This window comes from Bradyrhizobium sp. UNPF46 (assembly GCF_006658625.1).
GTDB lineage: Bacteria > Pseudomonadota > Alphaproteobacteria > Rhizobiales > Xanthobacteraceae > Bradyrhizobium > Bradyrhizobium nitroreducens.
On the sequence record NZ_LFJB01000040.1, the window covers coordinates 166728 to 181127 of the forward strand.

A 14400-nucleotide genomic window follows, 5' to 3' on the forward strand; every position below is an offset into this window, starting at 1 on the left:
CGGCATCAGGCTCCGGGCAGGGTTCGCCGCAATAGCTCAGTCGGTAGAGCACGTCATTCGTAATGACGGGGTCGGGGGTTCGAATCCCTCTTGCGGCACCAGCGCCTCGATTTTCCCGGTCCTCACACGCCTGCGGTCTTCTCACTGAGGCCGGCTCGCGCGTTGCGCTCCGCCCTTGTGTCACTACGATGCGCTGCCGATGAAATGCGCGCGACGGGGCAAGTGCTGGGTACGGAGACGAGGGCCAGAACGGATTGGGGCGCAAGGCTGCGGATCGCCGGCCTCGTGATTCTCGCCTCAGGCATCACCGCCGTCGTCGCCTCCAGATCGCTCGACGCCTCGCGGCTGCACGGGCGGCTATCCGTTCCTCCGCTTTATGACGACGTCTCCTATTTCGGCGACGCGGTCAGGTGGGTGAATGCCTTTGGAAGTCGCGGCGTCGCCGGCAGCATCTCGGACTTGCTGCATCACCATGCGCCGTTTTCGACTCTGGTGGCGGCCACCGGTTTTTGGTTGTTTCCCGAAACTTATGTCGGTCCTTATCTCGTTCATGCCGCGATCGTCTTCGGCTTCCTGATCGGGATCGTCTGGCTCGTTCGACGACGGCCGGTTCTCGAGATCGCATCGTGTCTGGTCGCGGCGGCTTGCGTGCCTGTGCTGTGGCACACGGTCACCGAGGCACGTCCCGATTTGCCCTCGGGGCTTGCCGTCGGTCTTGCTGCGGGAGCCATCGTCTACCGCGGCGTGCTCCGGCGCAGCACTTGGTCGCTGGCTGGCCTCGGCGTTGCCTGCGCACTCGCCGCCAGCATCAAGCCGACATCGTTCCCGGCTGCGCTCGCTCTGCTCGGCAGCGCATTCGCGATCCGGCTGGTCGTCGATTGTATCCAGGCCGGCGGATTGCGCCCGTCGCTCCGGACTGCACTCAGCGTGCTCGTGTGGTTCGTGCTGCCGTTGATCGCGACCGCGGCCGTACTGATCGGACCCGCAATGGTCGAGACCGTCACCTACATCCTCCTGGTGTTTGTCAGCCAGCGCGACCTCTGGACGACGGGCGAAGGTTTCTGGGTTGGATTGTTACGCTTCTCGATCGGTGGAGAAGGACGGTTCGGCCTGCATTACTGGTTCGCCATCGGGACCGGCCTGATGCTGCTGCGTCTAGTGCTCGCGTCGATCTGCGGAAGCGCAGCGCTGCGCGATGCCCTTGTCCTGCTCGTGTCCGTGCTGATCGCCTATGCCATCCCCTCCGTCGCGGCGATCAAGACCTACTATTTCGGTGCGATGTTCTATGGCCTGTTCGTCGTCGCGATGGTCCTCAATGGGTGCGCCAGTGCGGCGCTCATCGAAGAGCTGCTCGCCCGCCTCGGCTTGAGCAACGAGATCCGCCGCTACCTCCTCACGGCGGGCCGGGTGCTGGCGCTTGCATTTGTTCTCCAACTCTTCTTCAGGCATGTCGTCGTCGGTCAGATCAGCACGGCGACGCCGCTGAGCGCGCAGCAGCAGGAGAGCATCCGCCTCGCGACCGAACGGCTCTGGTCCCTGCTGCGCGAGATCAAGCCGCAAACGCCCGGCCCGCTTTATGTCGGCTTCTCCAGCCCTTATCCGGTGACGTCGGCGACCATCCAGCTCTACGCGGCGCGGGCGAAGATGAATCTCGTCATCCGCGACGAGCTGTTTTACCGGAGCGCGCAAGAAACGGGCGATGCGTTGTTGCGGTCGGAGATTCTGGTGCTCTCGAGTTCGATCCAGCACACGCTGGTCGGGCCGCGCGTTGGCGACGAGCTGATCGCCCGCATGGACGCGGAGAAGGGCCTCTGCCTGCTCGACAGCATGAGCTTTCCGGACGTGAGCGTGCGGGTCTATCGACGCGGGTGTTGACCGCGGCATGCCGGTTCGAAAATGTACCGCGCTTATGTGAGGCCAATCACTTAATCTCCAGCACGGCGTCCGTAGTATCCCGAGCACGCAAACACGGGGAGATTTCACATGCGCAAGATCATTCTGGTTGCCGCCATGGTCCTGGTTTCCGCCTCTGCCCAGGCAGACGGCTCCCGCAGCCTGTCGCTGTCGGCGGCGGGTGCTCAGGCTCCCGCGCCACTGACCACGCCGACCTCGGCGACCACCTCCACGCCGCAGGCGAGCGAAGCTGCGCCGGCCACCGAGGCGCCGAAATATTCGGATCGTCCGCCGGCAGTGTCGCTCTCCGCGCCGGCCACTACGACCGCTCCGGCGGCGACCACGCCGCCGCCGACTCCGGCGCCGGTCGCGACAACCAGGCCCGCCAACAAAAAGACGGCGAGGGCGGACAAGCCGAGGTCCAAGCGCTGGACCGAGGGCCGCATCATCAGCGAGCTGCACCGCCACGGCATCTATTGGTAAGCGGCTCGCCAAAAGCAAATGGCCGGGACAAGCCCGGCCATGACGCAGGAATTCTGGATCGAACCGATGGCGTTTACTGCGACACCGTCTGCACCACGCTCGAGATCGGACGCGTATTCGTGCTTGCTGTCGGCACCTTCATGTCCTTCATCAGCGCTTCGTCATACTCCGGCAGCGACTGCAGCGTCGTCTTGGCCTTCATCTGCACGACCTTGTAGCCACCGGCCTTGAGGCGCGCGAGCAGCGCCGGCAGCGCGATGCCGGTGTTCTTCTGGAAGTCGTGCATCAGGATGATGCCCTTGCCGAGCTTGTCGAGCCGCGTCATCACCGTCTCGATGATCTTCTCCGGCGTGGCGCCCTTGCGGAAGTCGAAGGAGTCGACGTCGGTCGAGAACATCGCGACGTTGCGGGTGCCGAAATAGCTCACGATCGCCGGATTATGCTGAAGCTGCGGGAAGCGGAAGAACGGCGCAGGGTTGGCACCGAGCGCGAATTTCACCGCGCTGACGCCCTTCTCGACCTCGTCCTTGGCCATCTGTTCGGTCATCTTCTTGCCGTTCAGATTGACGTGCGACCAGGTGTGCGTGCCGACCGTATGGCCTTGGGCCAGCACCTGGCGCAGGATTTCCGGATGATAGGTCGCATGCTTGCCGACCGAGAAGAACAGGCCCTTGGTGCATTCGTCAGCGAGCGCCTTCAGCACATTCGGCGTGTTCACCGGCCAGGGGCCGTCGTCGAAGGTCAGTACGACCTCCTTGTCGGTGAGGAAGTCGAATTGCTTGAAATGATCGAAGCCGAAGCCGGGGCCGCCGGTGGTGTCGATCTCGACCACGCGGGAGACGCCCAGCGCATTCGGATTGGCGCAGGCCTGCTTCGGCTGGACCGGCATGACGGGAGCTGGCATGGGCGCGGGTGCCTGGGCAATCGCTGCCGGCTTCGCCGCGACCGTCGCGGTGGTCTCGACGTCATCCCTGGCGGCGAATTTCGCCGGTGCCGGCAATGGGTCGGCGGCACGGGCTGCAACTGTCTTGGGAGCGCCCTGGTCGGCGCGCGAGGAATAATAAAACCAACCGCCGGCGGCGATCACGACCGCCGCAAGGACACTGGCCAGCATCAGGCCCAACGCATTACGCATCGCTACTCTTTCCAATTACGCAACCAAACCTGCGGAATTTCCCGCGCGACGAGCCATTAATGCGAAGTAACAGTTAACGTGACACCAACACGACGGCGGTTGTGGAGGAATTTCAGACAGCTGCGCCAAAGTGACCAAGGTCACAGTCGGGGCGCGGCACGTGATGGTCATCACAGTGGAAACTGTTTTGCTGGAGCATCGTAGTTCCCATCAACAACGGGCGCCGTTGCGACGACGCCAATGGGAGCTTCAAATGACCAAGTCGCTGAAAACCACGTCGCTGAACGCCAAGTCCTTCTCTGCCAGGGTCCGCGACACCAGCCTGGCCCTCGGCTTCGCCGCCATCGTCTCGCTGGTCTCGACGACCTCGAGCTTCGCCTTCTCGGCCGAGGCGCAGCAGATGTGCACCGGCGATGCCTTCCGCCTGTGCTCGTCGGAAATCCCCAACATCCCGAAGATCACGGCGTGCATGATGAAGCATCGCTCGGATCTCAGCGCCGGCTGCCGCGCGGTGATGGACAAGGACCTCGCCAAGGGCGCCTCGCGCAAGGTCGCTGACGCCCAGGACAGTCAGTAACGCGCAACGACATCGTTGCGTTGGTTAGCTCCCCTCGCGATGTGCCCCGGCCTTGTGCCGGGGCCACGCGGCGGCACGCCTCCCGCTCGGCAATAAAGCCGTTGCAGGTGCGGGATCGTCGCACTAGCTTCCCCGCACATCTTTCCGGGTAAGAGGCATTATGCGATGACCAGATTTCTTTTCGTTGTTTCCTTGCTCCTGTGCGCGTCCGCCGCGTCAGCGCAACAGCAGCCCGGCCATGATGCCTGCGCGCGCGACGTCACGCGCTTCTGCCGCGCCGTGATGAACAATGGCGACGGCGCCGTGCTCGCCTGCCTGAAGCAGAACCGCCCGAAGCTGAGCAAAGGCTGCGAGAAGGTGCTGACCGAGCACGGCCAATAAAGCACACCCTCGTCATTCCGGGGCGTGCCGTAAGGCGCGAGCCCGGAACGAAGAGAGTCCTACGTGCTGCTTCCCGCCGCCGTCGCGACCACCGGCAACACCTCCGCGCTTGCGCTGTCCGGCGTCTCGTCCTTCCAGCGCACCGAGCCGAACGGCCGCTCCAGCATGCGGCGGATCCGCACCGGGTCCGGGCCGATGTGGAAATCGATCGCCTGTTGATGCAGCGCGCGTTCGGACTGGGTCGAGCGGTTGCGCTGGCGCAGGTAATCGAACCAGGTCGGGCAGTGATAGCGTTCGGTCCACAATTCCGGATCGGCGATGTCGCGGGCGATCGACCAGCCATAGGCGCCGTTGCGCTGCCGGGAGAGCTGCACGTCCTGCATGACATTGTGGAACGCGCGCGCGTTGTCCTGCGCCACGCGATATTCGATCTCGACCACCAGCGGGCCGCTGCGGCCCGTCAGGGACAGCTTCACCTCGGGATCGGCCAGCACGTCGGCATCCTCGTTGCGGGCACCGACGCGCGGCATCGTCAGCCAGATCCCGAGCAGCGGCGAGATCAGCATCAGGCCGGCGGCCGTCAGCAGCGCGATCTCGACGCCGGCAAAGTCGGTGAGATGGCCCCAGCCCCAGGCGCCGATCGCGATGCCGCCGGAAATCGAGGCCTGGAACGCCGCGAGCGAGCGGCCCGCCACCCAGCGCGGCGCCGACAGCTGCACGCCGATGTTGAACAGCGCGATGGCGGCCATCCAGACCGCGCCGGCCAGCACCAGCGCCGTTGCCGTCAGCACCGGCTCCGTGCTCAGCGCAAGCGCGGCCATCGCGAACGCCATCGAGATGGTGCAGGCGCGGATCGCGGCCTCGCCGCTCATGCGCTTGCGCAGTTCATGGATATTGAGTGCGCCGACGACAGCGCCCATACCGAAGGCGCCCAGCATGATGCCATAGGTCTGCGCGCCGCCGTGCAGCAGATCGCGCGCGACCAGTGGCATCAGCGCCATGATGGCGCCGCCGATCAGGCCCATCACCAGCGTGCGCAACAGCACGATCTTGATCGGCGGCGAATTGGTGATGTAGCGGAAGCCCGAGACCATGGCGCGGTTGAGCTTTTCCCGCGGCAGCCGCGAGGGCTCGACCGAGCGGCGCCAGAGCAGCAGCACCACGAGAAGCGGCAGATAGAGAAGCGCGTTGCAGGCAAAGGCGGCCACCGCGCCGAGCGCGGCGACGATGACGCCGCCGACCGCGGGGCCGAAGCTGCGCGCGATGTTGTAGCTGATGCCGTTCAGCGCGACCGCCGAAGGCAGCGCATCGGGCGGTACCTGCTCGCTGACAGAGGACTGCCACGCCGGGCCGAACAGGGCGTTGCCACTGCCCACCACGAAGCAGAAGGCGAGCAGCGTTTCCGGGGTGATGAGATTAAACCCGGCCAGCACCGTCAGCGCCGTCGCGCCGGTGAGGGCGATCATCAGCGAGACCAGCGTGACGATGCGGCGGTCATACATGTCGGCAATGGCGCCGGCCGGCATCGAGATCAGCATGATCGGAAGCATCAGGGCGGTCTGCACCAGCGCGACCTTATCGGCCGATGCCGCCATCTGCGTCATCGCCCAGGCCGCGCCCACGCCCTGGATCAGGAGGCCGAGATTGGAGAGCAGGCTGGCGAGCCAGATACGCCGGAACACGGTGTAGCGCAGCGGCGCGGTGATGCCGTCGGCGGCCATTTTCTGACGGTTCGGCGGCTCGGTCATATCCCCTTCCATATGGGCTGGCAGAAGTGGTGCTGGCGATTCCGGCAAATTCAGTGATGCCTGCGAAAGTCCTTCGCTGTCCAGTGGTTAGGCCGCTATAAGCGGTGCAAAGAGGCGGTTTGCCGGGGAGGAACAGATGAAGCTGTCGCGACGGACGATCCTGCAGGGGGCGGGCAGCTTGCCTTTCGCAATTGCGAGCTTGCGGACGGGCGCATGGGCTCAATCAGCGCCGGCGGCTGCATTGCCTTCGGACCCGCCGCCGCCGATCCTGTTCGTCCACGGCAATGGCGACTACGACGCGCTCTGGATGACGACGCTGTGGCGGATGGAATCCAACGGCATCGCGCACGATCGCATGATGGCGATCAACTTCACCGACCCCAATGCACGCACCGACGACAAGGTCGAGCAGGCGAACCGTTCCTCGACCGAGGACCAGCGCCGCGAGCTCGCTGCCGCCATCGCCGAGCTGAAGCGCCGGACCGGCGCGTCCCGCGTGGCGCTGGTCGGCAGCTCGCGCGGCGGCTATGCGATCCGCAATGTCATCAAGAGCGGTGGCGCCGGCGATGTCAGCCACGCCGTCTTGTGCGGCACGCCCAATCACGGCGTGTTCGCGACCGACGATCAGCCGAACAACGAGTTCAACGGCCGCGGCACGTTCCTGCGCGGCCTGAACGAAGGCGAGAGCGAGGTGACGCCCGGTGTTGCCTTCCTCACCTTGCGCAGCGACGGCATGGACAAATACGCGCAGGCCGACGGTCGCTTCATCGGCAAGCCCGGCACGCCGACCGGCGTCACCAATGAAGGGCCGGAGCTGAAGGGCGCCACCAATCTCGTGCTCGGCGCGCTCGACCATCGCGAGGTGGCGTTCCATCCGCGTGCCTTCCGGGAGATCTACAAATTCATCGCGGGTCGCGAGCCCGACCGGATCTCTATCAAACCCGAGGCCAAGGTGACCTTGAGCGGGCTGGTAACGGGAACACCGGGCGGCGTTCCGACCAATCGTCCCGTGGCAGGTGCGACCGTCGAGATTTTCCGCACGAGTGAGGACGGCTTTCGTAAAGGCGACGGGTTGCACAAGTCGCAGACCGGAGCGGACGGCCGCTGGGGTCCTGTGCAGGTCGATCCGACCTGGACGCTCGAATTCGTCCTGACAGCGCCGGATGCACCGATAACGCACATTTATCGCTCACCCTTCCCCCGCTCCTCCGACCTAGTGCATTTGCGGCCCGCGCGGCCGCTCGGGCCAGCTGATGCCAAGGCCCACGCCGTTGCGATCATGTCGCGTCCCCGAGGGTACTTAGGTCTACCTCGCGACGTGGTGCTGTTCGGCGGCGAGGAGCCCAAGGACGTCAAGCCGGGCGTGCCTACTGATTCGGTGACAACCGTGCGTCGCTATAGCATTGACTCGTTTGGGAGTATCGTCGCTCAGTTCAACGAAGAACGGGTTGGGGCGCGCCTATGGCCCGCCGAGCAGAACAGGATTGCGATTGCCGAGCTGACTTACTAGCTATTGACCTGCGTCACACCTCTCGGGAGAGAGCCATGAACATCGCCAGCGTGCGTCGGCCCATCATCCCTCCCGCTCCCCCGCGTGCGCCCGACGACATGTCGTTCTTCGGCCGGCTTGCCGTGATCCGGCACAACATGATCGCGACCTGGGGGCAGCGCGCCTATGAGGAAGACGTCATCAAGGGCGGCTTCTTCCTCAGCAACAGCTTCATCCTGAACCAGCCGGACGCGATCAGGCACGTCCTGCTGACCAATTACGAGAACTATACGCGCACGCCGGCGGGGATCCGCATGTTGCGTCCCGTGCTGGGCGATGGCCTTCTGATCGCGGAAGGTCACTCCTGGACGTTTCAGCGCCGCACCCTTGCGCCGGCCTTCACGCCGCGCGCCACCGCCAATCTCGTTCCGCACATGACGGCGGTGCTCGACGAGACCATCGCGAAGCTGGAGGCGCGCTCGGGGGAAGACATCGACCTGCGCGAGGTCATGCAGCGCATGACGCTGGAGATCGCGGGACGCACGATGTTCTCGTTCGGCATGGACCAGCACGGCGCGACCTTGCGCAACTTCATCATGGAATATGCCGCCCGGCTCGGACGGCCGTATTTCCTCGACATGCTGCTGCCGGTGTCGTGGCCAAGCCCGATGGATTTTGCCCGCGCCCGTTTCCGCAAGCGCTGGACCGAATTCGTCGCGATGCTGATCGCCGAGCGGCGCAAAGCCGGCAAGAAGGACGGTGCGCCGCCGCGTGACCTGTTCGATCTCATGGATGCGGCGCGCGACCCCGAAACCGGCAAGGGCTTTTCCGACGAACAGCTCGTCGACGAAGTCGCGACCATGATCCTCGCGGGTCACGAGACCACGGCGACGGCGCTGTTCTGGGCGCTCTATCTGCTCGCGCTCGATCCGGAGACGCAGGAGGAAGTCGCCTCCGAGACGCGCGGCGAGCATCTCGACAGCATCGCCGACATCGACCGGCAGAAATTCACCCGCGCGGTGATCGAGGAGACCATGCGGCTCTATCCGCCGGCATTCCTGGTCGCGCGGGCCGCGCGCGAGAAGGACAATGCGGCCGGAATCGAGATCGGCAAGGGCGACATCATCATGATCGCACCGTGGCTGCTGCACCGGCACGAGAAGCTGTGGGACCAGCCGAACGCGTTCATTCCAAAGCGCTTCATGTCGAAGGAAACGCCCGATCGCTTCGCTTATCTGCCGTTCGGCGCAGGTCCGCGCGTCTGCATCGGCGCGCCGTTCGCGCAGGCCGAATCCGTGCTGGCGCTGGCCCGGCTGATCGGCGCGTTCCGCGTCGAGCTTGCCGATACGACCGATCCCGTGATCCCGCTCGGCGTCGTCACGACCCAGCCGGATCACTCACCCATGTTCCGCATCACACGTCGGTGACAGGCCCTTCGTCTGGCCGACGGCGTGATGCACCCTAGATAGAGTTGCGCCATGAGCGACATCCAGGCCCAGTTTTCCGTTCTCAAGCAGACCGCCGACGCGAAGGTGGTCGATGCGATTGCGCGTCTGATCGAGGATGGCGAGGATCACGAGCTCAACCGCGTCAACGTCCTCGACTTCGCCACGCAACATGCCGTCGACGAAGAGCACGCGATCTCGGCCTTTCTGCACGCGGCGCGGCTCGGGCTGTTCGATCTCGGCTGGAACGTGCTGTGTCCGGGCTGCGGCGGCGTGCTGGGCGCGCACACGACGTTGAAGGCGCTCAAGCCGGACGATTATCATTGCGCGCTCTGCGCCTGCGGCTACAAGGCCTCCGTCGACGATCAGGTCGAGGTGTCCTTCACCGTGAATCCGAGGGTCCGGCGCATCGCGGCGCACGATCCTGATACGCTTCCGGTGTGGGAATATTTCAAGCAGGTATTCTGGAGCTCCGGCGTCGACTTCAACAAGGAATCATTCGCGACACTGGCGAACGAGGTGACGCTGGATACGATGGAGCTGCCGGCTGGCGAGAAGGCGACGATGTCGCTGCAACTGCCTGGTGACTTCGTCATCATCTTCGAACCGGTGACGCACGCCGCCCATTTCATCGACGTCCAGGGCGAGCCGACCAAGGACCGCCAGCAGCTCGCCATCATGTACAACAAGGTGCAGGCCCCGACGGGGACCACGACCATGCGGCCCGGCCCGCTACGGCTGTCGCTGGAGAACCAGGCGGGCGTGCGCGTGCTGCCGTCGGTGTTCATCGCGGCCGAGGCGCTCCACCATCTCATCGGCAAGCGCAAGCCGTTCCTCACCGCCAAGCGGATGCTGTCCAACCAGACCTTTCGCGACGTGTTCAAGGCGGACAATCTCAGTCTCGACCAACGGCTCCAGATCACCTCGCTGACCTTCCTGTTCACCGACCTGAAGGGCTCGACCGCGCTCTACGAGCGCGTCGGCGATCTTGCCGCCTTCGATCTCGTGCGCGCGCATTTCCATGCGCTGCTCGAGATCATCTCGTCGGAGAAGGGCGCAGTGGTGAAGACCATCGGCGATGCCGTGATGGCGACCTTCGTCCGTCCCGAGCACGCTATCGTCGCCGGCTTGCGGATGCGCGCGGCCATGGACGCGCTCAACAAGCAGCGCGGCACCGACGATCTGATCGTCAAGATCGGCATCCATGAAGGACCGTGTCTTGCGGTGATGCTCAACGAGCGGCAGGATTATTTCGGCCAGACGGTCAACATCGCCGCCCGGGTGCAGAGCCTGTCGACCGCGCAGGAGATCCACATCACCGGCCCGGTGCTCGATGCGCCGGCGGTCGCGGCAATACTCCAGCAGCGCGAGATCAAGCCGATCCAGAAGCAGGCCGCGCTGCGCGGCATCGCCGACAAGATGGTGGTTTACGAGATTCCGTGAAGAATTTCCGTTGTCGTCCCCGCCCAATGCGCAGCGGCCAGATTGCCGAAACGTAATCCGGCGGGCGGAACTGCCGCACGTTGCGCCGGTTGAGTATCCTGCTCATATAATGCTGGTAACAGCCGCCCTCCTCCCTCGCGGCTGCATCGATTTCGGTAGGATCTCATGCTCGACGGCCTGCGCCAATTCATCGCCGACATCGTCGCCCCCAACGACCAGAATCGTTCGTTCGGCGACAGCGATTACCGATTGGCGGCGACGGCGCTGCTGGTCCACGTGGTCTCGCTGGACGGCCAGCCGACGGCGGCCGAGCAGCGCAAGCTGCACAGCCTGATCGAGAGCCATTTCGGGCTCGATCACGGCACCGCGGATCGCCTGATCGCGGACGCCACCCAGGTCGAGGGCGAGGCGGTGGATCTCTATCACTTCACCAGCGTCATCATGCGCTCGCTCGACGAAGAGGGCCGCAAGCGCATCGTCCGGATGATGTGGGAGCTGGTCTATGCCGACGGCCAGGTGACCGAATTCGAGGACAACGTCGTCTGGCGTGCCTCCGACCTGCTCGGGATTTCCCAGCGCGACCGGATCGACCTGAAGCACGCTGTGGCCGAGCGCGTCGGTGGCCAGGTGAAGGATGGTGCCGTCGGCGGCTGACTTGTCCCGGCCGGCGGCCTGACGACAAGTTACATGACGAAATTTTAATGTAGGCCGCACCCTCCTCCCGGTTTTGCGGATTCGCCTGCAAATACCGGTCTTTCCTGCTCCCCCTGTCGCCCGCTCAAGCGGCCATGCCGCCAGCGCCGCTTGCCTGTCGCGCACGGCTTATGCTCTCGTTCGGCCATTGCCGGGGCCAAAGACTTCAATTCAAGAGAACTTCGATCGTGACTGAGCGGGTAACGTTGATCACCGGTGCTTCGGCGGGCATAGGTGTGGAGCTGGCACGCGTGTTCGCCGCCAATGGACATCGTCTCGCATTGACGGCGCGGCGCGCGGATCGATTGGAGGCGCTTGCGAACGAGCTCGCTGCCAGGGGCGGCAAGAAGCCGATCGTGATCGCCTGCGATCTCGAGGATCCCGCCGCCGGCGAGACCATCGCAGCAGCGCTCGCGGCCGAAGGCGTCGAGCTCGATCACCTCGTCAACAATGCCGGCTTCGGCGTGTTCGGTGATGCCATCGAGCGCGACCGCGACGAGCAGATCGGGATCGTCGAGGTCAACGTGCGGGCTCTGACGGATCTGTCGCTGCGCTTTGCCGATCAGCTGATCAGGAACAAGGGCGGTCTTCTCAACGTCGGCTCCGTTGCAGGCTTCCTGCCCGGCCCCGGCATGGCCGTTTATTATGCCTCCAAAGCCTACGTGATTTCCTTCACCGAAGCGCTACGGGCGGAGCTCGCGCCGCGCGGCGTTCGCGTCACCGTGCTTTGCCCGGGCCCTGTGCCCACCGAATTCCAGGCGCGCGCCGGCGTCGGGTCGCAGCACAATACGGCCCTTCTCAACGTTTCGGCCGCCGATGTCGCGCAAGAGGCTTATCGTGGCCTGATGGCCAACAAACGGGCGGTGCTGCCCGGTCTCGGCATCAAGATTGTGCCGTTTGCGCTGCGCTTTTTCCCGCGCGGCTTCATCCTGGCTGCCACCAGCCGGTTCCAGAGGCGCCGGAATTAGAAAAGTCCCCAGCCGCCGTAGTGGCCCGGAGCTTGCTTCACTATCGTTGTGTGCGCGAACTCACACGATGTTAACCATCGCTTAGCTAAGCTGGCGGTCTGAACCGATAGCACTCGCAGAGGCCATGTCGTTCCGGACGGACAGGTTTGGTGGCGCAGAATTGGTGCCCTTCCGAAAGAGGGTGCCGAGCACTGCCGCCTCCGAAAGCCGGTTGCCGGTCTTGATCGTCCTGCATCAGGAATCTTCAACCCCCGGCCGCGTCGGCAACGCGCTGCGTGCCCTCGGTCATCCCCTCGACATCCGCCGTCCCCGCTTCGGCGATCCGCTGCCCGAGACGCTCGACGCTCATGCCGGCGCCGTGGTCTTCGGCGGCCCGATGAGCGCCAACGATCCCGACGACTACATCCGCCGCGAGATCGACTGGCTCGAAATTCCGCTGCGCGAGCAGCGGCCGTTCCTCGGCATCTGCCTTGGGGCACAAATGCTCGCCATGCAGCTCGGTGCGCGCGTCGCGCCGCATGCGGAGGCGCTGACCCAGATCGGCTACTACCCGATCCGCCCGACCGCTGCCGGGCGCGCGCTCTGCCCGGCCTGGCCGGCGCAGGTCTATCATTGGCACCGCGAGGGATTCGAACTGCCTGTCGGCGCGGAGCTGCTGGCAGAAGGCGATGATTTTCCGGTGCAGGCGTTCCGCGCCGGCAACGCTTTCGGCGTGCAGTTTCACCCCGACGTGACCTACGCGATGATGCATCGCTGGACCACGCGCGGCTATGACGGCTTCAACGCGCCCGGAGCGCGGCAACGGCACCATCACTTCGCGGATCGTGCCGTGTACGATGCCGCAGAGCGCGCCTGGCTCGATCATTTCATCGACGGCTGGCTCGCGCGCCGGCCGGTGCTGGCGCAAGCGGCCGAGTGATCGCGTCTTCGCGCAAGTCCCTGCCTTACCATTGGATATGCTAGGCTCATTGCTAACGAGCGCGCGCGAACGCGTGCCGGCACACAGGGAGAGAGCCATGGCCCACGAACACATCCTCTACGAGGTGAGCGACAAGGTCGCGACCATCACGCTCAACCGGCCCGATCGCATGAATGCGTGGACGCCGATCATGGAGCGCGACGTTCGCCATGCCATGGAAGCATCGAGCGCCGATGACAATGTCCGCGTCATCGTGCTCACCGGCGCTGGTCGTGCCTTCTGCGCCGGTGCCGACATGGATGCGTTGAAGGGGCTCGACCCCGACGACGTCAGGCGCGCGACGAATCTGCCGCCGTTCGACATGAACCGGCGGCCGGACTGGCAGACGCGCTATGGCTATTATCCCTCGATCAGGAAGCCGGTCATCGCCATGCTCAACGGCGCGACCGCAGGCATCGGCCTCGTTCACGCGCTCTATTGCGATTTGCGCTTTGCCGCCGACAATACGGTGTTCACCACAGCCTTCGCGCGACGCGGTCTGATTGCCGAGCACGGCATCAGCTGGATGCTGCCGCGCATCGTCGGCCACGCCAACGCGATGGATCTCCTGCTTTCGGCCCGGCGCGTGACGAGCGAGGAGGCGTTGCGGATCGGCCTGGTCAACCGGCTCTGCTCGCCGGAGAAGCTGCGCGAGGAGACCTACGCCTATGCGCGCGATCTCGCCGATTTCGTCTCGCCAAGTGCGATGGCCGTGATCAAGCGCCAGCTCTACGAGGTGCCGTTCCAGACCCTGGCCGAGGCCACGATCGAGGCGAACAGGGAGATGATGGTGGCGCTGGGCAGTAGCGATTTCCGCGAGGGGGTGGCGAGCTTCATGGAAAAGCGGCCGCCGCGGTTTACGGGGAGGTAGGGGGGGCCTCAACCAGTCCGTCTTCGCCCTTCGGGCTTCGCCGGACACCACGCTTCGCCTTTCGGGCTCCGTCGTGGCTGCGCCACGCGTAGCCCGAAGGGCGAAGCGTGGTGGAGCCAGGCGGGATCGAACCGCCGACCTCGTCATTGCGAACGACGCGCTCTCCCAGCTGAGCTATGGCCCCTTTGCTGGCCGCTCTGGTAAACGCGGCCGACAACCGGGCGCCATTTAAGTCCCCGCCAAGGTCAAGTCAAGGACGGCTATAACCCGGTTTTAGCCATTCCGGCGCCGACTTCCCTTGTTTGGGCGGGGGGGA

Annotated in this window: 13 protein-coding genes and 2 tRNA genes; 12 read left to right on the forward strand and 3 right to left on the reverse strand. The window is 64.9% G+C overall.

Annotation, left to right across the window (positions count from 1 at the left end):
* The first annotated feature begins 25 nt into the window (after positions 1–25).
* From UNPF46_RS17080 to UNPF46_RS17090, 3 genes are all read left to right on the forward strand, one after another.
* Positions 26–101: transfer RNA gene (locus UNPF46_RS17080), tRNA-Thr, on the forward strand.
* Positions 102–285: 184 nt separating this feature from the next.
* Positions 286–1875: a F0F1 ATP synthase subunit delta gene (locus UNPF46_RS17085; RefSeq protein WP_246668678.1), complete on the forward strand. Its 1590-nt coding sequence runs from the start codon at positions 286–288 to the stop codon at positions 1873–1875.
* A gap of 108 nt (positions 1876–1983) precedes the next feature.
* Positions 1984–2376, forward strand: a complete 393-nt coding sequence (locus tag UNPF46_RS17090; RefSeq protein WP_142250770.1) for a hypothetical protein — start codon at positions 1984–1986, stop codon at positions 2374–2376.
* Positions 2377–2449: 73 nt separating this feature from the next.
* Here UNPF46_RS17090 and UNPF46_RS17095 read toward each other — a convergent pair whose 3' ends face one another.
* Positions 2450–3511 carry a polysaccharide deacetylase family protein gene (locus UNPF46_RS17095; protein WP_142250771.1) on the reverse strand — a complete coding sequence of 354 codons (1062 nt, stop codon included), beginning with the start codon at positions 3509–3511 and terminating at the stop codon, positions 2450–2452.
* A 253-nt stretch (positions 3512–3764) separates the two neighbouring features.
* On the opposite strand from UNPF46_RS17095, the gene UNPF46_RS17100 reads away from it, so the two are divergent.
* Together UNPF46_RS17100 and UNPF46_RS17105 are read left to right on the forward strand one after the other, a co-directional pair.
* Positions 3765–4088 carry a hypothetical protein gene (locus UNPF46_RS17100; RefSeq protein WP_142250772.1) on the forward strand — a complete coding sequence of 108 codons (324 nt, stop codon included), beginning with the start codon at positions 3765–3767 and terminating at the stop codon, positions 4086–4088.
* 165 nt (positions 4089–4253) lie between these two features.
* Positions 4254–4469 carry a hypothetical protein gene (locus UNPF46_RS17105; RefSeq protein ID WP_100175336.1) on the forward strand — a complete coding sequence of 72 codons (216 nt, stop codon included), beginning with the start codon at positions 4254–4256 and terminating at the stop codon, positions 4467–4469.
* 59 nt (positions 4470–4528) lie between these two features.
* On the opposite strand, the gene UNPF46_RS17110 is transcribed toward UNPF46_RS17105, so the two are convergent.
* Positions 4529–6217, reverse strand: coding sequence for an MFS transporter (locus tag UNPF46_RS17110; protein ID WP_100180970.1), 1689 nt, complete (start codon positions 6215–6217; stop codon positions 4529–4531).
* A gap of 136 nt (positions 6218–6353) precedes the next feature.
* On the opposite strand from UNPF46_RS17110, the gene UNPF46_RS17115 reads away from it, so the two are divergent.
* The 7 genes from UNPF46_RS17115 (at position 6354) to UNPF46_RS17145 (ending at position 14084) form a co-directional block, all read left to right on the forward strand.
* Positions 6354–7727 (forward strand): hydrolase, encoded by a 1374-nt coding sequence (locus tag UNPF46_RS17115; protein WP_142250773.1) that lies wholly within the window; start codon positions 6354–6356, stop codon positions 7725–7727.
* Positions 7728–7762: 35 nt separating this feature from the next.
* A complete protein-coding gene (locus tag UNPF46_RS17120) occupies positions 7763–9133 on the forward strand; it encodes a cytochrome P450 (protein ID WP_142250774.1) in 1371 nt (456 codons plus the stop codon).
* Between the two features lie 51 nt (positions 9134–9184).
* Positions 9185–10594 (forward strand): adenylate/guanylate cyclase domain-containing protein, encoded by a 1410-nt coding sequence (locus UNPF46_RS17125; protein WP_100175339.1) that lies wholly within the window; start codon positions 9185–9187, stop codon positions 10592–10594.
* 165 nt (positions 10595–10759) lie between these two features.
* The gene (locus UNPF46_RS17130; protein ID WP_142250775.1) at positions 10760–11248 is read left to right on the forward strand and encodes a tellurite resistance TerB family protein; all 489 of its coding nucleotides are present in this window, start codon (positions 10760–10762) and stop codon (positions 11246–11248) included.
* A 227-nt stretch (positions 11249–11475) separates the two neighbouring features.
* A complete protein-coding gene (locus UNPF46_RS17135; protein ID WP_142250776.1) occupies positions 11476–12255 on the forward strand; it encodes an SDR family NAD(P)-dependent oxidoreductase in 780 nt (259 codons plus the stop codon).
* Positions 12256–12379: 124 nt separating this feature from the next.
* Positions 12380–13174, forward strand: coding sequence for a glutamine amidotransferase (locus UNPF46_RS17140; RefSeq protein ID WP_100175341.1), 795 nt, complete (start codon positions 12380–12382; stop codon positions 13172–13174).
* 97 nt (positions 13175–13271) lie between these two features.
* On the forward strand, positions 13272–14084 hold the full coding sequence (locus UNPF46_RS17145; RefSeq protein ID WP_142250777.1) for an enoyl-CoA hydratase: 813 nt from the start codon (positions 13272–13274) through the stop codon (positions 14082–14084).
* Between the two features lie 108 nt (positions 14085–14192).
* Here the strand turns inward: UNPF46_RS17145 and UNPF46_RS17150 are convergent.
* Positions 14193–14268: transfer RNA gene (locus UNPF46_RS17150), tRNA-Ala, on the reverse strand.
* Positions 14269–14400 lie beyond the last annotated feature (132 nt).

What these genes read in the sequence shown, in the direction of transcription:
- UNPF46_RS17110 (WP_100180970.1), bottom strand. Translation starts at nt 6,217, where the DNA reads ATGACCGAGCCGCCGAACCGTCAGAAAATGGCCGCCGACGGCATCACC.
- UNPF46_RS17120 (WP_142250774.1), top strand. Translation starts at nt 7,763, where the DNA reads ATGAACATCGCCAGCGTGCGTCGGCCCATCATCCCTCCCGCTCCCCCG.
- UNPF46_RS17130 (WP_142250775.1), top strand. Translation starts at nt 10,760, where the DNA reads ATGCTCGACGGCCTGCGCCAATTCATCGCCGACATCGTCGCCCCCAAC.
- UNPF46_RS17140 (WP_100175341.1), top strand. Translation starts at nt 12,380, where the DNA reads ATGTCGTTCCGGACGGACAGGTTTGGTGGCGCAGAATTGGTGCCCTTC.
- UNPF46_RS17105 (WP_100175336.1), top strand. Translation starts at nt 4,254, where the DNA reads ATGACCAGATTTCTTTTCGTTGTTTCCTTGCTCCTGTGCGCGTCCGCC.
- UNPF46_RS17145 (WP_142250777.1), top strand. Translation starts at nt 13,272, where the DNA reads ATGGCCCACGAACACATCCTCTACGAGGTGAGCGACAAGGTCGCGACC.
- UNPF46_RS17115 (WP_142250773.1), top strand. Translation starts at nt 6,354, where the DNA reads ATGAAGCTGTCGCGACGGACGATCCTGCAGGGGGCGGGCAGCTTGCCT.
- UNPF46_RS17095 (WP_142250771.1), bottom strand. Translation starts at nt 3,511, where the DNA reads ATGCGTAATGCGTTGGGCCTGATGCTGGCCAGTGTCCTTGCGGCGGTC.
- UNPF46_RS17125 (WP_100175339.1), top strand. Translation starts at nt 9,185, where the DNA reads ATGAGCGACATCCAGGCCCAGTTTTCCGTTCTCAAGCAGACCGCCGAC.
- UNPF46_RS17100 (WP_142250772.1), top strand. Translation starts at nt 3,765, where the DNA reads ATGACCAAGTCGCTGAAAACCACGTCGCTGAACGCCAAGTCCTTCTCT.
- UNPF46_RS17090 (WP_142250770.1), top strand. Translation starts at nt 1,984, where the DNA reads ATGCGCAAGATCATTCTGGTTGCCGCCATGGTCCTGGTTTCCGCCTCT.